The 20,640-nt window shown below is 43.6% G+C and carries 21 protein-coding genes; 7 read left to right on the forward strand and 14 right to left on the reverse strand.

Features of this window, described 5'->3' with window-relative positions; genetic code table 11:
* Window positions 1-31 precede the first annotated feature (31 nt).
* From dusB to ABXT42_RS08850, 5 genes are all read left to right on the forward strand, one after another.
* Complete coding sequence (gene dusB, locus ABXT42_RS08830; RefSeq protein ID WP_443627783.1) at window positions 32-1,027, forward strand: tRNA dihydrouridine synthase DusB; 996 nt, start codon at window positions 32-34, stop codon at window positions 1,025-1,027.
* 64 nt (window positions 1,028-1,091) lie between these two features.
* Entirely contained in the window at window positions 1,092-1,388 is a 297-nt protein-coding gene (fis, locus tag ABXT42_RS08835) for a DNA-binding transcriptional regulator Fis (protein ID WP_443627784.1), read from the forward strand.
* Between the two features lie 29 nt (window positions 1,389-1,417).
* Window positions 1,418-2,989 (forward strand): bifunctional phosphoribosylaminoimidazolecarboxamide formyltransferase/IMP cyclohydrolase, encoded by a 1,572-nt coding sequence (gene purH, locus ABXT42_RS08840; protein ID WP_443627785.1) that lies wholly within the window; start codon window positions 1,418-1,420, stop codon window positions 2,987-2,989.
* A gap of 59 nt (window positions 2,990-3,048) precedes the next feature.
* A complete protein-coding gene (gene purD, locus ABXT42_RS08845) occupies window positions 3,049-4,338 on the forward strand; it encodes a phosphoribosylamine--glycine ligase (protein ID WP_443627786.1) in 1,290 nt (429 codons plus the stop codon).
* Between the two features lie 21 nt (window positions 4,339-4,359).
* Entirely contained in the window at window positions 4,360-4,692 is a 333-nt protein-coding gene (locus tag ABXT42_RS08850; protein WP_443627787.1) for a histidine triad nucleotide-binding protein, read from the forward strand.
* 16 nt (window positions 4,693-4,708) lie between these two features.
* Here ABXT42_RS08850 and hisC read toward each other — a convergent pair whose 3' ends face one another.
* The 8 genes from hisC to putA all read right to left on the reverse strand — a co-directional run bounded on the left by hisC (window position 4,709) and on the right by putA (window position 14,512).
* Window positions 4,709-5,797: a histidinol-phosphate transaminase gene (gene hisC, locus ABXT42_RS08855; protein ID WP_443627788.1), complete on the reverse strand. Its 1,089-nt coding sequence runs from the start codon at window positions 5,795-5,797 to the stop codon at window positions 4,709-4,711.
* Between the two features lies 1 nt (window position 5,798).
* Window positions 5,799-6,224 carry an OsmC family protein gene (locus tag ABXT42_RS08860; protein WP_443627789.1) on the reverse strand — a complete coding sequence of 142 codons (426 nt, stop codon included), beginning with the start codon at window positions 6,222-6,224 and terminating at the stop codon, window positions 5,799-5,801.
* A 38-nt stretch (window positions 6,225-6,262) separates the two neighbouring features.
* Window positions 6,263-6,826, reverse strand: a complete 564-nt coding sequence (locus ABXT42_RS08865) for a DUF2147 domain-containing protein (protein WP_443627790.1) — start codon at window positions 6,824-6,826, stop codon at window positions 6,263-6,265.
* 30 nt (window positions 6,827-6,856) lie between these two features.
* The gene (trpC, locus tag ABXT42_RS08870; protein WP_443627791.1) at window positions 6,857-7,663 is read right to left on the reverse strand and encodes an indole-3-glycerol phosphate synthase TrpC; all 807 of its coding nucleotides are present in this window, start codon (window positions 7,661-7,663) and stop codon (window positions 6,857-6,859) included.
* On the reverse strand, window positions 7,663-8,685 hold the full coding sequence (trpD, locus tag ABXT42_RS08875) for an anthranilate phosphoribosyltransferase (protein WP_443627792.1): 1,023 nt from the start codon (window positions 8,683-8,685) through the stop codon (window positions 7,663-7,665). Before trpD ends, trpC begins: the two co-directional genes overlap by 1 nt.
* 121 nt (window positions 8,686-8,806) lie before the next feature.
* Window positions 8,807-9,385 (reverse strand): anthranilate synthase component II, encoded by a 579-nt coding sequence (locus tag ABXT42_RS08880; RefSeq protein WP_443629468.1) that lies wholly within the window; start codon window positions 9,383-9,385, stop codon window positions 8,807-8,809.
* Window positions 9,386-9,467: 82 nt separating this feature from the next.
* On the reverse strand, window positions 9,468-10,757 hold the full coding sequence (locus tag ABXT42_RS08885) for an MFS transporter (RefSeq protein ID WP_443627793.1): 1,290 nt from the start codon (window positions 10,755-10,757) through the stop codon (window positions 9,468-9,470).
* Between the two features lie 44 nt (window positions 10,758-10,801).
* Complete coding sequence (putA, locus tag ABXT42_RS08890; protein WP_443627794.1) at window positions 10,802-14,512, reverse strand: bifunctional proline dehydrogenase/L-glutamate gamma-semialdehyde dehydrogenase PutA; 3,711 nt, start codon at window positions 14,510-14,512, stop codon at window positions 10,802-10,804.
* 247 nt (window positions 14,513-14,759) lie between these two features.
* Between putA and ABXT42_RS08895 the strand changes: the two genes are divergently transcribed.
* A complete protein-coding gene (locus tag ABXT42_RS08895) occupies window positions 14,760-15,206 on the forward strand; it encodes an Lrp/AsnC family transcriptional regulator (protein WP_443627795.1) in 447 nt (148 codons plus the stop codon).
* Here the strand turns inward: ABXT42_RS08895 and ABXT42_RS08900 are convergent.
* The gene (locus ABXT42_RS08900; RefSeq protein ID WP_443627796.1) at window positions 15,203-15,958 is read right to left on the reverse strand and encodes a hydroxypyruvate isomerase family protein; all 756 of its coding nucleotides are present in this window, start codon (window positions 15,956-15,958) and stop codon (window positions 15,203-15,205) included. The two genes, ABXT42_RS08895 and ABXT42_RS08900, sit on opposite strands and share 4 nt — an antisense overlap.
* 96 nt (window positions 15,959-16,054) lie before the next feature.
* On the opposite strand from ABXT42_RS08900, the gene ABXT42_RS08905 reads away from it, so the two are divergent.
* Window positions 16,055-16,939, forward strand: a complete 885-nt coding sequence (locus ABXT42_RS08905; protein WP_443627797.1) for an NAD(P)-dependent oxidoreductase — start codon at window positions 16,055-16,057, stop codon at window positions 16,937-16,939.
* Window positions 16,940-16,943: 4 nt separating this feature from the next.
* On the opposite strand, the gene ABXT42_RS08910 is transcribed toward ABXT42_RS08905, so the two are convergent.
* The 5 genes from ABXT42_RS08910 to ABXT42_RS08930 all read right to left on the reverse strand — a co-directional run bounded on the left by ABXT42_RS08910 (window position 16,944) and on the right by ABXT42_RS08930 (window position 20,638).
* A complete protein-coding gene (locus ABXT42_RS08910; RefSeq protein WP_443627798.1) occupies window positions 16,944-17,552 on the reverse strand; it encodes a uracil-DNA glycosylase family protein in 609 nt (202 codons plus the stop codon).
* Window positions 17,549-17,917 carry a DUF1801 domain-containing protein gene (locus ABXT42_RS08915; protein ID WP_443627799.1) on the reverse strand — a complete coding sequence of 123 codons (369 nt, stop codon included), beginning with the start codon at window positions 17,915-17,917 and terminating at the stop codon, window positions 17,549-17,551. The genes ABXT42_RS08910 and ABXT42_RS08915 overlap by 4 nt, the downstream gene beginning before the upstream one ends.
* A 56-nt stretch (window positions 17,918-17,973) precedes the next feature.
* Window positions 17,974-18,438 (reverse strand): RidA family protein, encoded by a 465-nt coding sequence (locus ABXT42_RS08920; protein WP_443627800.1) that lies wholly within the window; start codon window positions 18,436-18,438, stop codon window positions 17,974-17,976.
* A gap of 200 nt (window positions 18,439-18,638) precedes the next feature.
* A complete protein-coding gene (locus tag ABXT42_RS08925) occupies window positions 18,639-19,280 on the reverse strand; it encodes an anthranilate synthase component II (protein WP_443627801.1) in 642 nt (213 codons plus the stop codon).
* Window positions 19,277-20,638 (reverse strand): anthranilate synthase component I family protein, encoded by a 1,362-nt coding sequence (locus ABXT42_RS08930; protein WP_443629469.1) that lies wholly within the window; start codon window positions 20,636-20,638, stop codon window positions 19,277-19,279. The genes ABXT42_RS08925 and ABXT42_RS08930 overlap by 4 nt, the downstream gene beginning before the upstream one ends.
* Window positions 20,639-20,640 lie beyond the last annotated feature (2 nt).

The following is a 20,640-nucleotide window of genomic DNA, read 5'->3' on the forward strand; positions in this document are numbered from 1 at the left end:
TGATCAATTTTAGGCGTTTTTTTAACTTGTAATGAATTACTCTACTGTTATTCACGGCTTTGCCATCGGTCCTCATCAACTTGAAAACGGGTTGATCTTGGCCCCTATGGCAGGCATTACTGACCGTCCTTTTAGGCATTTATGCCGTCAATTAGGCGCAGGTTTAGCCGTTGCAGAAATGCTCACTAGTGATACGTCTTTGTGGCATACCCAAAAATCTCAACGACGCCTCCCCCATGCAGATGATGGCACGCCAATTAGTGTACAAATTGCAGGTAGTGACCCTGCGCAAATGGCCCATGCCGCCCAAGCTAATGTAGCTCTTGGGGCTCAAATAATAGACATTAACATGGGCTGCCCTGCTAAAAAGGTGCTCAAAAAAGCAGCTGGCTCAGCATTGCTTAAAGACCCTAGACTAGTAAAAGACATTCTTATGGCTGTAGTTGATGCTGTGGATGTGCCGGTAACACTAAAAATACGCACAGGTTGGAGCACTGATCAACGCAATGGTCTAGACATCGCTAATATCGCTCAAGACGCTGGAATAATGGCTCTGGCAGTGCACGGACGAACACGTGCATGCGGCTTCAAAGGTGAAGTAGAGTACGACACTATCGCTGCGATAAAGCAAGCCCTCGATATTCCTGTGATCGCTAATGGCGATATCAACACTATAGAAGACGCCGCTAAAGTGCTTTCTTACACAGGTGCCGATGGCCTTATGATTGGCCGTGGAGCACAAGGCAACCCTTGGTTATTTCAGCAGATGCACCACTATCTTAAACATGGCAGCTTACTTGAAAAACCTAGTAATACCATGATTTGGGATATATTAAGACAACATCTTTATGGCTTGTATAGCCTATATGGGGAAGTGATGGGGCCACGCATTGCCCGCAAACATGTAGGCTGGTATTTAAAACAAGAACCAACTCAGCGTAAGTTATTTAACCAACTACCCAACCAAGTACAACAAATTGATTTTTTAAACTATTATTTTGCCAACACTGATGAGCAGGCAGCCTAACCTCATCAGCTATAGCAACAAAAACATTGTGAACACAACAAACCCAACCTTAGTGAAAAATACGATGACTAACAGCACTCAAAACGCCCATCTAAATGATGTGACTCATAATGCACAAGATACACAACAAGTGCCTAGGTCGTTACGACAAAGTGTGGAGGAGTCTCTAACACAATATTTTAGCGAGTTGGATGGACAACAAACCACTGCACTATATGAGCTATTTATGCATCAAGTGGAAGCCCCTTTATTTGAATGTGTGATGCAACATACACATGACAACCAGTCTAAAGCGGCTGCGGTACTTGGACTTAACCGAGGCACCTTACGTAAAAAATTAAAACAGTACGACTTACTTTAAGCAGCATCCATTTCAGCAGTTAACAGGATATGACCATGCCACAAGCACACGCCATTCGCCGCGCTCTTATAAGCGTTTCAGACAAACAGGGCATTGTAGAATTCGCCCAAAAACTGAGCCAATCTGGAGTAGAAATTTTATCTACTGGGGGCACTTTTAAATTATTAAGCGAGTCTGGCATCGCTGCTATCGAAGTGTCTGATTACACTGGTTTTCCAGAAATGATGGACGGACGGGTAAAAACTTTACACCCTAAAATCCACGGTGGTATTTTAGGTCGTCGCGGGCAAGACGATGCAATAATGGCAAAACATGGTATTACAGAAATCGATCTAGTTGTCGTTAATTTATACCCCTTTAAATCGACTATCGAACGTGAAGACTGCACCTTGGATATGGCTATTGAAAATATAGACATTGGCGGCCCTACCATGGTTCGTTCGGCTGCTAAGAACAACAAGCATGTTGCTATTGTTGTAAACACTAACGACTATGCCGCGATCCTTGAAGAGCTTGCAGCTACAGGTGGTCTAAGCCAAACTACACGCACAGACCTAGCCTGCAAAGCCTTTGAGCACACCGCAATGTATGATGGCGCAATCGCTAACTACCTGGGTAGCCAGATCGATCCCAGCTCTACCTTTCCTCGCACATTTAATACCCAGTTTAAGAAAGTTCAAGACATGCGTTATGGTGAGAACCCCCATCAAAATGCAGCATTTTATGCTGAACATGACCCTAAAGAAGCCAGCGTATCCACTGCACGGCAACTACAAGGCAAGGCACTTTCTTTTAACAATATTGCCGATACTGACTCTGCAATCGAATGCGTAAAAGCTTTCCAAGACCCTGCATGTGTCATTGTTAAACATGCCAACCCATGTGGTGTGGCCATTGGGGATGACATTACACAAGCTTATGAAAAAGCCTACAGTACAGATTCTACCTCAGCCTTTGGTGGCATCATTGCCTTTAACCGTGAACTAGATGCTGGCACAGCTCAGCGTATTATTGATCGACAATTTGTAGAAGTGATTATCGCCCCAAGTGTTAGCGAAGCAGCGGCAGCAACCTTATCTAGAAAACCAAATGTACGTGTATTGATATGTGGTGACTTACCTCGTTTAAGCGTGCCAGAACTAGACTACAAACGTGTCACTGGCGGCTTGTTAGTACAAGATCGAGACTTGGGCCAAATACTTGAAGCTGATTTGAGAATTGTAAGTGAGCGTACACCCACAGAAGCAGAAATGAACGATCTACAGTTTGCCTGGAAAGTAGCTAAGTATGTTAAGTCTAACGCGATTGTGTATTGCAAAAATGGCATGACTATTGGTGTTGGTGCCGGTCAAATGAGCCGCGTTTATAGTGCTAAAATAGCAGGCATTAAGGCTAGCGATGAAGGCTTAGAAGTGAAAGGGTCTGTAATGGCATCAGATGCTTTTTTCCCGTTTCGTGATGGCATTGATGCCGCCGCTGAGGCAGGTATTTGCGCAATCATTCAACCTGGTGGTTCTATGAGAGACGATGAAATAATTGCTGCAGCTAATGAACATAACATCAGCATGATATTTACTGGCATGCGCCATTTTCGTCATTGATCGCTATAAGTACATAAAGTTTAAGCCATTAGAAGCAACAAAATACAACAGGAAATAAGATGAACGTATTAATTATCGGTAGTGGTGGTCGCGAACACGCACTGGCATGGCAAGCTTCTAAAAACAGTAGTGTAAAAAAGATATTTGTAGCACCAGGTAATGCTGGCACGGCTTTAGAAAACAAAACCAAAAATGTGGCTATTGATGTTATGGACATTGATGGCCTTTTAGCCTTTGCCAAAAACAATGATGTAGATCTGACTATAGTAGGCCCAGAAGCGCCGTTAGTTGCTGGCGTGGTAGATCTATTTCGGGCTGCTGATATGGACATTTTTGGACCAACCCAAGGTGCAGCTCAGCTTGAAGGCTCTAAAACTTTCGCCAAAGATTTTCTTCAGCGCCACGGCATCCCTACTGCTGCATATGCAACCTTTACAGAGGTTGCCCCTGCCATTGCATATATCAAAGCGCAAGGTGCGCCTATTGTTGTAAAAGCTGATGGTTTGGCTGCTGGGAAAGGCGTTATTTTAGCCGATACTGTTGCCCAAGCTACTGCAGCAGTGGAAGACATGTTAGCTGGTAATGCATTTGGAGAAGCTGGTAATCGTGTGGTTGTTGAAGAATTTTTAATCGGTGAAGAAGCCAGCTTTATTGTGATGGCGGATGGAAAAAATGTTTTGCCACTGGCTTCTAGCCAAGATCATAAAGCCCGAGACGAAGGCGACCAAGGCCCTAACACTGGGGGCATGGGTGCATACTCTCCAGCGCCTGTGGTTGATGATGCAATGCATAAACGCATTATGGGAGAGGTGATTATGCCCACTGTTAATGGTATGGCTGCTGATGGCTATATCTATACCGGTTTCCTATACGCAGGCATCATGATAGCAGCCGATGGCACACCCAAGGTGTTAGAGTTTAATTGTCGCTTTGGTGATCCAGAAACTCAGCCAATCCTGATGCGTCTTAAAAATAGCATTGTGGAGCTATGTATTGCAGGCACCATGGGCGTCTTGGATCAAACTGCAGCTGAGTGGGATGAGCGTCCAGCAGTAGGTGTTGTATTGGCTGCACAAGGCTACCCAGAGGCTTACCCTAAAGGTGATGTAATTGATTTACCTGAAGATATAGATAGTACCAGCAAAATATTCCATGCAGGAACTGCCCTTAATGAAGATGGTATGGTGGTCACGAATGGGGGACGGGTACTTTGTGCGGTATCTCTTGGAGCAACCGTAGGTGAAGCACAACATAAAGCTTATGAACTGGCTGATAAAATAAGCTGGAAAGGCATGTTTTGTCGCCGTGATATTGCTTACAGAGCTATCGCTCGCGAACAACTTCATTAATAACAAATATTTGGGGTTTTTATGAGCACAATCTTTGACAAAATTATCAGCCGAGAAATTCCAGCTGATATCGTTTATGAAGATGAACAGTTACTTGCGTTCAAGGACATTGCTCCCAAAGCGCCAGTACATTATCTGATCATCCCTAAACAGCCTATTGCTACGCTTAACGATGCCAATCCATCCCATCAGGCACTATTAGGCCACATGCTGCTTACAGCAGCAAAATTAGCTAAAGACGCCGGTATAGCTGAAGGCGGATATCGGGTACAAATGAACTGCAATCCAGATGGTGGGCAAGTGGTTTATCACATCCACTTGCACATGATGGGCGGTAAAGCGTTTGGGGCTTAGCGCCCTTTATCGCGCACTATTGGGCATGAATCAATTGGGTTAAGGCTTCTACTAACAATTCACACTCACTTGCACTGCCTACACTTATGCGCAAGTAGTTAGTGATACGCGGGTTGTTAGTTAGATGGCGAACTATAATGCCTTGCTGTCTCAATGCCGCAGCAATGTCTGGCGCGCCCAACGTGTGATGAGTGACAAATAAGAAATTGGCCTGCGATTGAGTCATGCTAAAGCCTAATGCTTGCAACTGCCCTGCAAGCTGATCTCGTTGCGAGATATTAGCCTGGCAGGTTTTTTGAAAATACTCCACATCTTCAACTGCAGCTATGGCACCTGCTTGAGATTCACTGCTTAGTGGGTATGAATTAAAGCTATTCTTTACCCTTTCTAAGGCCTCAATAAGATGGCTTTGACCAAATGCAAACCCCACTCTTAAACCCGCTAATGAACGAGACTTGGATAAGGTTTGAACCACCAATAGATTATCAAACTCAGGCACAAGTTCAGTAGCTGAGCGCCCACCAAAATCTATATAAGCCTCATCTATAACAACCACTGAGTCTGAATTAGTGCTAAGTAGCCTACGAATGGCGGTCAAGCTAAGTAACTCACCAGTTGGTGCATTTGGGTTAGGTAGTATCACGCCACCATTAGGTTGCTGGTAGTCTTCTACATTGATGGTGAGATCTTGTGCCAAAGGCACTTCTGCTTTCTCTATGTCATAGAGACCACAATACACCGGGTAAAAGCTATAGCTAATATCTGGAAACAGTAATGGTTCATTATGCTGTAATAATGCCTGAAAAGTATGCGCAAGCACTTCATCAGAGCCATTACCCACAAATACTTGATCTATAGTTAAACCTGTGTGATTTGCTAAAGCCTGACGTAATTTAGTGGCATTAGGGTCTGGATACAAACGTAATGAAGCCCCAAGCTCACCTTGCATTGCCGCAAACACTTTGTCAGAAGGAGGGAATGGATTTTCGTTGGTATTAAGCTTTACTAAATTTTTTAGCTTAGGCTGCTCCCCAGGAACATAAGGCGAAAGTTCATGAACCTTAGGCGACCAGAAGCGATTTAAAGGTGTAATGGGTGTATTCAAGTTAAGTGTCCAACTCTACAATTTCATAGCCGTGGGTCATTGTTACGCCGCCTTTTTCTAACATAATCGAAGCTGAGCAATATTCTTCTGCAGACAGCTTAATAGCACGGGCCACGTGCTTATCTTTTAAATGATGTCCGGTGACCACAAAATGCACATGGATGTTTGTGAACACAGAAGGCACTGCATCAGCACGCTCAGCGCTAAGTTGAGCCACGCAATCAGTAACATCTTGCCGGGTTTTTTTAAGGATAGTCATCACATCAAAAGCGGTGCATCCTCCTAGACCCATCAATATCAATTCCATGGGCCTAGCACCTAGATTCTCACCACCCAAATTAGGTGGTCCATCTAGGGTAATGGTGTGGCCTGAACCGGATTCAGCGCTAAAACTAACACCACCGGCCCAACTTACTTTTGCTTGCATAATATTTTATTACCTAAGGGGTATAAGTGTGGTGCCCTTTACTGCTGAGCACGCCAAGTTTGTGAGCGACCAAATAGAGAAATACCAATATAACCACGCAAATCTAAAGTGCCATCAGCATTAAGTTTAATAGTGCATTTATACGCTTTACCGTTACCTGGATCATAAATAGTACCACCTTTCCATTGATGCTTGCCCTTCTTCTGCCCAGCGTACTCCATGCCATTAAGCATCACTAAACCAATAATTGGCTGCGTATGTTTTGTAGCGTCTGGGTTGTTGCGGTCAACTTTTACTTGTCCATCTAAACCACTCTTATCACCTACAGGATAGAGCGGCTCTTTAAGTGACATGAACTTACCAAAATATTTACCATCTTGCTGATAAATTTCAACCACGGCCTTGTCATCTGGGGTAACCCAGGAGCCCATAATTTTATCCCCGCTGGCCAAAACTAAGCTAGTACTTAAAACCCAAACTAAAGCCACCAAAGCGCTAAGCAATACTGCTTTTATGATGATTATTACTGGATTAACTGCAGGTAGAGCCACCACTTTGGCTTTGATTGAACTTGGTCTCACATCTAAATATTTTTTCATCATGCATCTTCTCTTATTATAATTAAAAATAGATTAACCGAATAATTCAGCTAATTTTTTACCAGGGTTATTAGCCCGCATAAAGGACTCACCCACCAAAAACGCATTCACATTTTGGTTTTGCATAAGCACCACATCATCAGGGGTATGGATGCCACTTTCAGTAATCACTATACGGTCTTTTGGCACCATAGGTAATAAATCAAATGTGGTTTGTAAGGTCAGCTCAAATGTGTGTAGGTTTCGATTATTTATTCCCACCAAAGGCGTGCTCAGCTTAAGAGCTCGGGTAAGTTCATCCGCATCATGAGATTCTACTAACACATCCATACTTAGCTCTTGGGCTAGCTGGGCTAATTGCTGCATTTGTTCATCTTCCAAACAAGCCACGATAAGCAAAATACAATCTGCACCAATAGCTCGTGCTTCATATACCTGATAAGGATCAATAATGAAGTCCTTGCGTATTACAGGTAGGGTACACGCTGCTCTTGCTTGTTGTAAAAAGTCTTCATTACCTTGAAAAAAATCTGCATCTGTTAATACCGAAAGACAAGCTGCACCGCCTTCTTGGTAGCTAGCTGCTATAGCAGCTGGATCAAAGTCTTGTCTAATAACACCTTTACTAGGTGAGGCTTTTTTAGCTTCAGCAATAACCGCAGGCAAACCATGGGCTAATTTATCCTGCATCGCTTTTGCAAACCCTCTAGGAGCCATCGCACCGGTTTTATTTGCTTCAACTTTAAGCTTTAGGTCGTCAATAGATGTATGTAGTTTGCGCTCTGCAATTTCTTCATGTTTGCGAGCTACAATGCGCTTAAGTACTGTTGGTGTCTGCATTATGCGTTTAACCCTTGTGTCAATTGAATCAGGTCATCAAGTTTTTGTTGGGCGCCACCACTGCTAATGGTCGCTTTAGCAAGCTCAATGCCAGCAGCCAGATCTACTGCCAAATTTGCACAATAAATAGCCGCACCAGCATTAAGCAAAAGCATGTCCAAAGGCGCTCCAGCATCACCTGCAAATGCTTGCTTGATTAACTTTAGACTGCCAACGGCGTCATCTACCACCAAGTCAGATAAGCTTGAATGGGATAAATTGTAGTCGCAAGGGTTAATAGTATATTCTGTAATTTCGCCATTATTAAGCTCCACCACATGAGTAGGTGCCGCAATACTAATTTCGTCTAAACCGTCTTGTGAGTGCACTACCATCACGTGTTTACTTCCCAAGCGTTGTAAAACTTGCGCCATAGGTTGTTGCCATTGCCTGCTGAAAACGCCTAGCACTTGATGCTGCGCACCTGCTGGATTGGTGAGCGGGCCCAAAATATTAAATAAGGTTCTAATCGCCATTTCCTTGCGAGGCCCTATAGCATGCTTCATCGCACTATGGTGAGCTGGTGCAAACATAAAGCCCACACCTAGTTGATCGATACATTGCTCTACTTGGGAGGGCTTTAGCATGATGTCTACACCGGCTGCTTCAAGTAAATCAGAGCTACCACTTTTGGAAGAGATCGATCGGTTACCATGTTTTGCAACTTGAGCCCCTGCTGCTGCTGCAATAAAGGCACTGCCTGTAGAGACGTTAAATATGCCTGAACTATCACCACCTGTGCCACAAGTGTCGATAACATGGTCACCTTTGGCTTGAACACCCGTTGCAAGTGCGCGCATAGCGACCACTGCTCCCGTAATCTCGTCTACGGTTTCGCCCTTCATACGCAATCCCACCAAAAACCCACCTACCTGAGCCTGTGTGGCTTCACCTGTCATAATCAGGTTCATAACAGCCTGCATTTGGGTTTGGCTCAAGTCTTGACGATCTGTAACGGCGGCAATAGCCTGCTGCATATTCATGGGGGACCCTTAGTCAACTAAGCAATTTTTCAAGAGTCACTACTCTAGCAAATTACGAGACTAAAAATCAGGGTTTATCGGTAGGTTTTGGTAAATAATTGAGTCTTTTTTGTATGAACAATTAACGTTTTAGAAAATTGGCTAAAAGTTCATGGCCTTGCTGAGTTAACACAGATTCAGGATGAAACTGCACGCCCTCTACATCAAGGGTTTTATGGCGCAGGCCCATGATCACCTCTTTTTCTCCAGCTGCATTTAAACTCCACGCTGTGGCTTCTAAACAATTAGGTAGAGAATCTGCTTCTACCACAAGAGAGTGGTATCGAGTAACCTCTAAAGGCTGAGCCAAGCCTGCAAATACGCCAGCATGTTCATGGGAAACTAAAGAGGTTTTTCCATGCATTACTTTTTCCGCACGAACCACTTTACCACCAAATACTTGGCCGATGCTTTGATGGCCTAAACACACTCCAAGCACAGGTATTTTACCCGCAAAATGTTTAATTGCGGCCATAGAAATACCGGCTTCATTCGGTGTACAAGGCCCAGGAGAAATAACCAAATGACTAGGAGCCAGTTTTTCAATGCTTTCCACACTAATTTCATCGCTCCGGTAAACCACAACCTCTGCCCCCAGCTCACGAAAATAGTGCACTAGGTTGTAGGTAAACGAATCATAGTTATCTAACATTAACAGCACAAAAAACCTCTCAGATAAGTGGGTCATAGGCCGTTTAACGGCTTTTACTTAGCGCGATTATACTTGCTGGTAGTCCATGCGCCTACCCTGAGCGAACCTTAGATAAATGGAATCCCCTGAGGCCAATCATCATCAACCCTGTAGCCAGCACTAAATAAGCTACCATAGTTAACACCGATTGCTGGAAGCTATAGCCTTGATCAACTATATATCCTAGCCACACAGGCCCCAAGGCCGAAGCAAAAACCACAAAGGTCCAATACAAACTTTTAATAGATCCCAAGTAACGTACGCCATAACATTCTGGCCAAAGTGCTGACTGCGTGGTTTGGGCTAAACCTGAACCAATACCTAATAAAACCATGTAGGGCCAAATAACCCAATAGCTGTCTACTAAGTTGATCATTAACAAAGCACAAGCAATAGGTACCAAGGTAAACGGCATCAACTTAAGTGCGCTAAAGCGATCAATCAACTGACCCGAAATTACCGCCGTTAAAGTAGCCACAAAAGAGTACAACAGATAATTGCCAGTCATAAAGGCGTGGGACCAGCCCTTTTCATCAGCTAGGTTCAGGTGATGAAAAAATAATGCAGTACTCACTAAAGAGGTAGCCGACACTGCTGGTAAAATTAAATAAAACCGATAGTCTTTAAGCACATCACGCCGGCGCCAAGATCTTATAGTTTGCACCTGTGCAATGGTTTGATTAGAAGCCCCATCAGCATGTTTTGAATCTAACTCACGCTGCGTGAGGTTGTTTTCATAGTTTAGGTGGCGAACATTATGACCACGTAACAGCCATATGGTCGCTGGAAGCACCACAACCAACACAAAAACAGCAACGCCAGTATAACTCCAGCGCCAACCCACAACAGCAATGGCCATGACAGCAATCAAGGGCAATATCGCTTCACCAGCAGCAAAACCGATGGCCACCATAGCAGTGGCTTTACCACGCTGACGTTCAAAGTATCGCCCCATGGACGTATAGGCAACATGACTCATTAATCCTTGACCTGTTTGGCGTAGTAAAAGCACACCAAAAACTAACCACACTAAGCTGTTTACTTGAGCTATAAACCAACAGCTAAAGGCCAAGAATAAAACCACAAAAAAGGAGTAACGTTGCAATGAGACTTGGTCGATTAGCTTTCCCGTAATCGGCAACAACAATGCACTCAACAAAGTGCCTGCCATGTAAACACCACCCCACTGGGTGTGACTCATGGCAAAATCTTGCTGAATAGCGTGGCCAAATATACCTATAAAATAGGTTTGTCCAAAAGACGATGCAAACGCGGTGATCAAACCAAACACCACAAAGCGCGTATGGTCTTTTAATAACACACCGTATGCGCCTAGTATCATGCTTTTAAAACCTCATCTGGCCTAAAGGGATGCATTAAATAAAGTTATCCCCCTGCGGCAATGAGACTTGCATTGCCTCCTGCAGCAGTAGTGTCGATACACAAATGACGCTCCATAGTATATCGCTGGGGGTCTGCAGATTCACTAATCAATGGTAACAATGGCCCAGTTTTATTAGCCAAAGCCTGTCTTAATTGTGTCTGATAGCCGACTTCACCATTAGCCGCATGATGGTCACCATTAGCAGCCACGGCATGATAGCCTGACAGCAGCGTAATGTCTGTAGCTAAAAGCTGTCCCTTAACCACCACCAAAGGCAAATCACTTTTAGGGATATTAAGGTCATTGGCTACCAACACGACACCATTTCCTTGAGCCAATGCAGTTTGGGCTTGTAACAAAGCGGCTTGTCTGTCTGGCCCCAAACATAACACAACGCCTCTGGGCACAGTGCTGAGCTGATTCAATTCACCTGTAGGGCCTGGTAGCAATACCACATCGCGGCAAAGGTCTTGCAACTTACTGGCATGAGCACCAAACACTTGGGTGAGTTGTGATAGGCGATCATTGGTCTGTTGCCACCTTGTGAGGGTTTTATCTGACAACGCATCTATAGCATTTTGCACTTGCGCCAAGCCTACAACACGGCCTGATGCACTTGCAGTTTGCACGGCTAATGGTTGGCGTAAACGCTGCACGTACTGAGGGCCACCCGCTTTAGGGCCAGTGCCTGAGAGGCCTTCACCACCAAAAGGTTGGCTTCCCACTACTGCACCTATTTGGTTACGATTAACGTAGGTATTACCTGCATGAATACCCTCAACTAATTGAGCCACACGTGCATCTACCCGAGTATGAATGCCAAAAGTTAAACCATACCCTTGAGCGTTAATGGTATTAATTAACGTAGCTAAGTCGTTAGCTGCAAAGGTAGCCACATGCAATACAGGGCCAAATATTTCTTCGCTAAGGTCCTCAATACCATTTAGCTTAATCACAGTAGGCCCCACAAATAACCCAGTTTTGGGCGCCAAAAGCTGCTTAAGTACATTACCTTTAGCTGCATGAGCGGCAATGTGGCTTTCTATTTTAGTTTTAGAGGCTTCATCTATTACTGGACCCACATCAGTGGTTAGATGCCATGGATTGTCCAAGGTGAGCTCGTCCATCGCACCAAAAAGCATATGTAAAACTTTATCCGCAATATCTTCTTGTAAATACAACATACGCAGTGCTGAGCAGCGCTGTCCCGCACTTTGGAACGCAGAGGCCAGTACATCCCGCACCACTTGCTCTGGCAGCGCCGTAGAATCAACAATCATGGCATTGATGCCACCTGTTTCAGCTATCATCACGGTATCTGCCGCCAGATTTGTTGCCATAACGCGGTTGATATGCTGCGCTGTAGGCGTTGAACCTGTAAAACACACGCCGTTAACCCGCGCATCACTGGTAATAGGCACACCCACTTCTTTAGTTCCACCTGGCAAAAACTGAACTGCCGCCACAGGAATACCTGCTTCATGCATCAACTGTACAGCTTTGTAAGCTACCAAATTAGTTTGACTGGCAGGTTTTGCCAACACAGCGTTACCTGCTGCCAATGCAGCAAATATTTGGCCACTAAAAATAGCTAAAGGGAAATTCCAAGGTGAGATACAACTGACTACACCACGTCCTTGGCTTAGAGGTAAGGATGCCATTTCTTGGGCATAAAATCTGGCAAAATCTACTGCTTCACGCAGCTCGCCCACGGCATCTAACCAAGTTTTTCCTGCTTCCTTAGCCAATATAGCAAACAGCTGCGTGGCATGGGCTTCATATAAATCTGCCACTTTCTCAAAACAGGCCACTCGCTTTTCCATTGGCATAGCAAGCCACTGTTGCTGCCCAATGGGCGCTGCTATCATAGCGGTTTCTACCTGCTGTGGCGTCGCCATAAATACTTGTCCTACTTGCTCATTATCAGTGGCAGGATTGGTCACCCTTCGTGATAATGTGTCTATATCTGAGCCATCGTCTAGAATTGTTTCATGACCAACAATAGGCCTTGCCTGCCAACACTGTTGCGCTAGATGTTGGCGTGCAGATTCCATCAATTCAACAGTAGAAGCATCGGTAATATCCCACCCTTTGGCATTTTTTCTAAAACCACCATGACCTTGGGCAAACATATTTTTTGGCTCTACGATGGCATGACTGTGGCAGCTTAAGCCCTCATCTAAACGTTCTAATACTGCATTTATAGGGTCTTGGGCGATGGTTTCTGGGGCGATTTCTGGATTCACTAATTGATGTACAAAAGATGAATTAGCTCCATTTTCTAATAAACGCCTCACAAGGTAGGCTAACAAATCTTGGTGCGCTCCCACAGGCGCATATACGCGACATCGCACTCCACCTTGCGCCATTACACTTGCATGCAAAGACTCACCCATGCCATGCAAACGCTGAAATTCATAGGCGTGACTAGCACCTGCCAGCTGTAAAACAGCTGCAACACTGTGTGCATTATGGGTGGCAAATTGTGCATAAATACGGTCATTCATAGATAACAATTGTTTAGCACAGGCCAAATAAGACACGTCTGTATTAGCTTTTCGGGTAAATACAGGAAAACCCGTCAACCCCATCACTTGGGCACGTTTAATTTCAGCATCCCAGTAGGCACCTTTGACCAATCGCACCATAATTTTGCGATCTAATCCGCAGGCTAATGCATACAACCAGTCCAACACCATAGGTGCCCGCTTACTAAAGGCCTGCACTACAATACCAAAGCCGTTCCAGTCACAAAGCATTGGTGAAGATAGTACTTGGGCAATCACATCAAGACTAAGATCTAGTCGATCTGCCTCTTCTGCATCTATATTAAAACCCATATTAGCTGCTTTAGCCTGTAAAGCTAGCGCTAGCACCTTTGGCACTAATTCGGCTAATACTCGTCCACGCTGGCTCCATTCATAACGCGGGTGAAGCGCAGATAGTTTCACCGAAATTCCTGGATTATTACGAATATCATCATCAGTGCAGTGTGGTGCAAGGTCCGCTATGGCGATACTGTAAGCATCAAAATAACGTGTAGCATCTTGCTCTGTGCGGGCGGCTTCGCCCAGCATGTCATAAGAGTGCGTGTAACCTTGACTGGTTAATTTTTTGGCACGATGTGTAGCTTCTTTCATAGTGCGCCCAAGCACAAACTGAGAGCCTAGCTCTTTCATCGACTGAGCCACAGCTTTGCGCACTACAGGCTCTCCCACACGCTTTACAAGGCCGCGCATGGTAGCACCTATTTTGTCTGCATCAGCAGGTGCTAATAATTTACCCGTTACTAATAATGCCCATGTAGATGAATTGATAAGGGACGAATCAGAATGCCCAAGATGGCTAGACCAATCACCAGCTTGTACCTTGTCTTCAATCAAAGCACTAATGGTTGCCTTATCTGGCACCCGCAGTAAAGCTTCCGCCATACACATCAGTGCAACGCCTTCTTTTGTGCTTAAACCATATTCTCCAAGAAACTTTTCCATCATCGTTGGGCTAGAGTGACTTCGTACATGTCGTACTAAATCGGCGGCCTGTGCAGAAATATTTTCACGCTTATGGGTAGCTAAATCTAACCTAGTTAACAAAGCTTTTATACACACTTGTTCGTCAGCTAAATATGCACTACGCATATTTGAGCGAATTATGTGAAGTTGCTTTTCGTTGGCAGGCAAATTAGAGGAAAGCGAAGAAGAGGTATTAGTCATAATGCATCCAGAAACTAACAAAGTTATATGTATTCAAGGAGGCATTGTATGCTCATGCTTAAGCACTAATCTCCTAAATATTCATTATACAAGACAACATTTAACTACATTTATAATAAAATATAGTTAAAAAGTTGCTATATAATCAAATTAATAGTTATATTAACTATGTTAAAAATATTATTTCCGAAAATAACACTACAATACAATATTAAAATACTAAGCAAAAAAGGCTAAAATAAATCTCATGAACACACTAGATCGCCATGACCTAGCCATCATTGCAGCCCTACAAAAAGATGGTCGCAGCACTATTACAGCTCTTGCAGACAAGGTGGGATTATCTAGTACTCCGTGCCAAATTCGACTAAAACGACTGCAAGATCAAGGCTTTATCACAGGCTATGTCGCATTAGTGAATAAAACCAAACTAGGGCTAGACCATGTGGCTTTTGTACAAGTAACTCTATCCTCCACCAGCAGCAAAACCTTAGCTGCGTTCAACACCGCAGTGTCTAGCGTTGCCGAAATAGAGCAATGTCACATGACCGCGGCCAGCTTTGATTATTTATTAAAAGTAAGGACCAAAGACATGGCCAGTTATCGTGCGGTCTTAGGGGAAAAGATATCCAATTTGCCCCATGTAGTGCAAACAAGTACTTTTGTGGTGATGGAAAGTGTCAAAGATTTTTAGTTAAATATACTATTTTTCATCCAACTTAGGCCTTCAATCGTAGTAGTTTTGGGTCGATATTCACACCCAATAAAGCCTGCGTATGCACTTGCATCTATGGCCGCAAATATTGGCGCATAATCCATTGTTCCAGTATTAGGCTCATGGCGCTGCGGCACACCAGCGATCTGCACATGCAATATGTAGGGTAGCAAGTTTTGAAACTGTTCCAGTGCATTGCCTTCATGCTTTTGGCAGTGAAAAAAGTCAAATTGAATACCTAAATTTTTAACATTGATCAGCTTTAGTAAGCGCAGCGCTTGGGCTTGATTAGAGAGCATATAATTAGGCATATCAATAGGGTTAATTGCCTCCATTGTAAGGCTAATACCTTGTTGTGATGCCTGCTGTGAAGCCCATCGCATATTCTCAACGTACACCTGCTCTGCCTCTTCAAGACTCACCCCCAAAGGCAGAATACCTGCCATAACATGTATCAGAGGCATACCCATCGCTGTGGCATAGGTCAATGCCTGCATCACACTATATTGAAAAGCTTCTTTTGAGTTAGCATCACATGCTAATCCACGATCACCCTCATTCCAATTGCCAGCATCAGTATTAATCAACACTTGCCTCATGCCACTGCTTTGTATGGCCTGTGCCAACTCTACCTCACTAAAAGCATAAGGAAACTGGCACTCTACCGCCTCAAAACCATGATTTGCTGCTGCCTGATAGCGCTCCAAAAAAGGCAATTCATTAAATAACATAGAAATGTTTGCACACAGCTTAGGCATAAGGATAATGGTATCTATTGGGTTAATTTTTGGGCACCTATCTGGGCCACCTATACAGAGCAGCTTATCATGAACACACATGCACCTATAGGTTTCATTGGCCTTGGACTAATGGGACAAGCCATGGCTACACAGTTAATAAATGCAGGCTATCCTTTGTGCATTCATAGCCGCACAAAGGATAAAGCAAAGGCATTAATTGCCTTAGGTGCAAGCTACGCCAATTCCCCTTTGCAACTTGCCAGCCTAGTAAAAGATAGCATCATCATTATTTGTGTCACAGACTCCATCGCTTTGGAAGATGTGGTCAAAGGTGAAAAAGGTTTGCTGCATCATATTGCGCCAAATTGCTTAATTATCGACATGGGCACTAGTTGTTATGAGCTCACTCTAAATTTGGCCCAGCAAACCCACGAAAAACAAGCACACTATATCGATGCACCGGTGTCTGGCGGTCAAATAGGTGCTCAACAAGGTACCTTATCTATTATGGCTGGCGGCAGCAGCAATCAGCTACAGCGGGCTAAACCTTTATTTGATGTGATCGGACAAAAAACCACCCATGTGGGTGCTGAAGGTAGTGGCCAATTAGCAAAATCTGCTAATCAAATGATTGTGGGAGCCACTTTAAATATTGTCGCCGAAGCTTTATTTTTAGCCCAAAAAAATGGTGCAGACCCAGCTAAAGTGGTGCAGGCGTTAACAGGAGGTTTTGCAGACAGTAAGATATTACAAGTGCATGGTAAGCGCATGGTAGAACAAAATTACACCCCCGGTGCAAGGGCTACAACCCAGCTTAAAGACTTACAACAAGCGCAAGACTTAGCCACATTAAATAAACTTACATTGCCTCTAAACCAAGCTAGTTTGAGCCAATGGCAAGGCATGGTAGATGCTGGACTAGGACACTTAGACCAAGCTGGCATTTTAGCTTGGGTAGAGCGCAATAATTAGCCTATTAAGGTGCTAAAACGTCTGCCACCCTTAGTTTCAGCTTAGGTATTAAGTCTTTCTCAAACCATCTGTTTTTACTTAGCCATATATTATTTCTTGGGCTAGGATGGGGCAACGGCACTTCATTGGATTCGTTCTGTTGCCATGTTTTAACCCTTTGTGTAAGTGATTGTTTGGTATTGCCAAAGTGATAATTTTGAGCATATTGACCCAAAACCAGGGTCATTTTTAAATGAGGTAATTGATCTAATAATTGAGCCCGCCAAGTGGCCTCGCATTCTATAAGTGGTGCCATATCACCATTTTTGCCAGTGCCAGGATAACAAAAACCCATAGGCAATATAGCCACCACTTTAGGATTGTAAAAAGTTTCAATGCTCATGCCTAGCCATTCACGCAGCCTCTGACCACTAGCATCATCAAAAGGTATTCCTGAATTGTGCACTTTACGCCCAGGAGCTTGGCCTGCGATGAGTATTTTTGCATCTGGGTGGATTTGAAAAACAGGCCGCGCTCCAAGTGGCAACTTATCCTTACATATAGTACATAATTTAATGCTTGCAACTAATGCCTCAAATGCGCTCATCTGATTATTAAAAACCAAAGATTTCATAAGGCGTTAGCCGCCAATGCTTGGGCTATAAAATACACTACATTTTTCTCACTAAGATCATCAATGGTGACTATTTTTATGTGACGCCTTTTCTTACCCTTTCCTTCCATTATTTTATTAACATCACTAAAGGCTGCCCCGTTACTAAACTCTATTGAAAGGTGGTTTTTGTACGCATAAATACCCCCGACCAATTGATCAGAAAGACTAAACACCAAACCACCATATTTAACATCTTCAACAAGCGTTGTTTCAGCTTTCAAAAATAGTGCTCTTATGGCAACAGCTGCGTCAAGTTGAGCAGCAGGTATAAGCTGTGTATCGACAAAAAAGGCGTTCACCTTGTTATTAGATGATATGCTCATAATTGTGATGTCTCCCAAAAAATGGGTTAATGATAACCCTCTATTTCCTATGCATCTTATTGATCAACAACCTCAAATATGGAGTCGATGATGATGGGTAAATTCCCTCTAAGCGACATCGCCCCAAATACAGACCTAGCGTGAATGCCTTTTTCACCAAACACCTCCACCATTAAGTCTGAACAGCCATCTAATACTTTAGGGTGCTGCTGAAAATCGTGCGTAGTATTAATAAAGCCTTGAAGTTTGATCACTTTAGCCACTTTATCTAGGGATCCAAGCTCAAGTTTAACGGCTGCTAAAATGTCTAACCCTGTCATTCTTGCAAACTCATACCCTTGTGCAGTGGTGTATTCGCTCCCAAGCCTACCCTGGGGAGCCTCGCCTAACCCTGTCACAGGGCCCTTACCTGAAACGTACAAGAGATTTCCAGTTCTCACACAGTTACTGTAGCTTCCTTTTGGATTACTGGCTTCTGGCAATTCTAGATTTAACGCTTTTAATGTGTCTTCAATGTTCATCATAAATCCTTTTAAGCATGGTTTCAGATATGGTTTTTTGGCAAACTATTTTGATGACGGATCAAGCTCAGCCTAACTTCAATTTTTTCTAATTCCAAAAAGTATAGCAGCGCATATCAAAAACATTTTTGAAGGCACAAAAAAAGACCAATAAATCAGTCTTTTTAACATTTTGAGACATTAAGGTTTCAAACGTAAAATCAGTCATCCAAGAGGAAATTTTCCATCAACTCTTTACCACCTTCTGTGGCAAAAGACTCAGGGTGAAACTGAATACCTTGAATAGGGTATTGTTTATGTTTCACTCCCATAACTTCATAACTGTTTGAACCCAACTCACCCACTACTGCAGTAATTTTCAAACAACTTGGCATTGATTGTGCGTGGGCCATCAGCGAGTGATACCTCATTACTTCTAGCTGGTCTGGAATGTCTTTAAATATATTTTCACCATCGTGGCTGATAGGGCTTATTTTACCATGCATTGGCAAGTGCGCTTTAACCACCTTACCACCAAAACAGTGCACTATGCCTTGCATACCCAAACATACGCCAAGCAAGGGGATTTTGGGGCCCAATTGCGTAATCACTTGAGCACACACACCAAAGTAGTGCTCGTCATCAGGTGAGCCTGGCCCAGGCGATATGATAATTCGATCTGTTCTTGCCGCTTCTATGTCAGCCACGCTGACTTGATCATTACGAGCTACAATCACTTCAAAGTCATCAATTTTACCATTGAGCTTGGCCGTTGAAAGCACTTCGCCTATGTATTGGTATAGGTTGTAAGTGAAGGAGTCATAGTTATCTACTAGATAAACGGTAAACTTTTCTTGGTTCATGATTTCACCTCCATAAATTGCTCTAGCACCTTAAGAGTGCCTGCAAATTTACGCTGAATTTCTTGGTATTCATCTTCTGGGTTTGAATCATAAACATTACCACCACAAGTTTGCACATAAGCTTTAGAACCATTGGCAAATACCGTGCGAATAGGAATAGCAAAGGTGCAGTCACCATTAAAACCAAAATGTCCTACTGCGCCCCCATAGGGGCCTCGACCATCAAGTTCTAGCTCATCTATTATTTTCATGGCTTCAATTTTGGGTGCACCTGTTAAGGTGCCTGCAGGGAAGTTGCTGGCTAGCGTCGAGAACATATCTTCGTTTTCGGCCATGATGCCCACTATTTCACTAGAAATGTGTTGCACATGACTAAAACGTTTTATGTCCATCAAACTGCGCACTTTAACCGTGCCAAAACGAGCTACACGGCCAATGTCGTTGCGGTGTAAATCAACAATCATGTTGTGCTCTGCAATTTCCTTGGGGTCATTCAATAAAGCGCGTGCTAAGGCAGTGTCTTCTTCAGGCGTAGCACCGCGTTTAGTAGTACCTGCTAATGGGTAGGTTTCCATTTCACCTTGGCGCAGGCGGAATAATAGCTCTGGGCTTGCACCAATCACCTTTTGTTCACCAAATTTAATGTAATACATTTGAGGAGATGGGTTAATGATACGTAACTGTTCGTATAAATTGATACTTTCGCCCAGCATATCAAAACGATATTTAAAGCCTACTTCACACTGAAATATTTTGCCCTCTACGATATCTGCCTTAACCTTTTGAACCGCATCAGCATGCTGCTGTCGATTCATGTCTTCACCTTGAGGCACCACCTTTAAAACACCAATAGCAGGCGCTTTAGCATTGATCAATTCTTCAATAAGATCGATACGATTGTCTTCATAGTGGAAGTAGATCAATTCGCCTGTCATCTTGTCGTAGATCAAACCATCCTTATATAAACCAAACTTAAATGCATCAAAGGCATCGCTTGCGCTAACGCTTAGGCTTGGCTCAAAGTAGTTCATGGCGTCATAACCAATGTAGCCAGTTAAACCACCAGCATACCTTCGACTAATAATATTTTGCGGCACTATGTCACGCAGCAAATAATAAGGGTTATCGCTCTCATAGGATTCGATATGGCCTGCACGGTGACTAATATTTAGCTGATTTTCATTGGCCCAAAAAATTTGCTCTGGGTCAAACCCAATCAATGAGTAGCGAGAAATATGGCTGTCTTCCCCTAACGACTCAAGCATGTAGCAGGTGTCAAAACGTTGTTCAATCTTTTTAAATAATTCAAAAAAATCACAGCTTGAGGTCACTGTGACATAGCTTGGCTTGCGGGCCATTT

The organism is Candidatus Njordibacter sp. Uisw_002 (assembly GCF_047730155.1).
Lineage (GTDB): Bacteria > Pseudomonadota > Gammaproteobacteria > Pseudomonadales > Balneatricaceae > Njordibacter.

Excerpts from the sequence above, each read along its gene's own strand:
- dusB (WP_443627783.1), top strand. The coding sequence starts at position 32 with ATGAATTACTCTACTGTTATTCACGGCTTTGCCATCGGTCCTCATCAA.
- fis (WP_443627784.1), top strand. The coding sequence starts at position 1,092 with ATGACTAACAGCACTCAAAACGCCCATCTAAATGATGTGACTCATAAT.
- purH (WP_443627785.1), top strand. The coding sequence starts at position 1,418 with ATGACCATGCCACAAGCACACGCCATTCGCCGCGCTCTTATAAGCGTT.
- purD (WP_443627786.1), top strand. The coding sequence starts at position 3,049 with ATGAACGTATTAATTATCGGTAGTGGTGGTCGCGAACACGCACTGGCA.
- ABXT42_RS08850 (WP_443627787.1), top strand. The coding sequence starts at position 4,360 with ATGAGCACAATCTTTGACAAAATTATCAGCCGAGAAATTCCAGCTGAT.
- ABXT42_RS08860 (WP_443627789.1), bottom strand. The coding sequence starts at position 6,224 with ATGCAAGCAAAAGTAAGTTGGGCCGGTGGTGTTAGTTTTAGCGCTGAA.
- ABXT42_RS08865 (WP_443627790.1), bottom strand. The coding sequence starts at position 6,826 with ATGATGAAAAAATATTTAGATGTGAGACCAAGTTCAATCAAAGCCAAA.
- trpC (WP_443627791.1), bottom strand. The coding sequence starts at position 7,663 with ATGCAGACACCAACAGTACTTAAGCGCATTGTAGCTCGCAAACATGAA.
- trpD (WP_443627792.1), bottom strand. The coding sequence starts at position 8,685 with ATGAATATGCAGCAGGCTATTGCCGCCGTTACAGATCGTCAAGACTTG.
- ABXT42_RS08885 (WP_443627793.1), bottom strand. The coding sequence starts at position 10,757 with ATGATACTAGGCGCATACGGTGTGTTATTAAAAGACCATACGCGCTTT.
- putA (WP_443627794.1), bottom strand. The coding sequence starts at position 14,512 with ATGACTAATACCTCTTCTTCGCTTTCCTCTAATTTGCCTGCCAACGAA.
- ABXT42_RS08895 (WP_443627795.1), top strand. The coding sequence starts at position 14,760 with ATGAACACACTAGATCGCCATGACCTAGCCATCATTGCAGCCCTACAA.
- ABXT42_RS08900 (WP_443627796.1), bottom strand. The coding sequence starts at position 15,958 with ATGTTATTTAATGAATTGCCTTTTTTGGAGCGCTATCAGGCAGCAGCA.
- ABXT42_RS08905 (WP_443627797.1), top strand. The coding sequence starts at position 16,055 with ATGAACACACATGCACCTATAGGTTTCATTGGCCTTGGACTAATGGGA.
- ABXT42_RS08910 (WP_443627798.1), bottom strand. The coding sequence starts at position 17,552 with ATGAAATCTTTGGTTTTTAATAATCAGATGAGCGCATTTGAGGCATTA.
- ABXT42_RS08915 (WP_443627799.1), bottom strand. The coding sequence starts at position 17,917 with ATGAGCATATCATCTAATAACAAGGTGAACGCCTTTTTTGTCGATACA.
- ABXT42_RS08920 (WP_443627800.1), bottom strand. The coding sequence starts at position 18,438 with ATGAACATTGAAGACACATTAAAAGCGTTAAATCTAGAATTGCCAGAA.
- ABXT42_RS08925 (WP_443627801.1), bottom strand. The coding sequence starts at position 19,280 with ATGAACCAAGAAAAGTTTACCGTTTATCTAGTAGATAACTATGACTCC.
- ABXT42_RS08930 (WP_443629469.1), bottom strand. The coding sequence starts at position 20,638 with ATGGCCCGCAAGCCAAGCTATGTCACAGTGACCTCAAGCTGTGATTTT.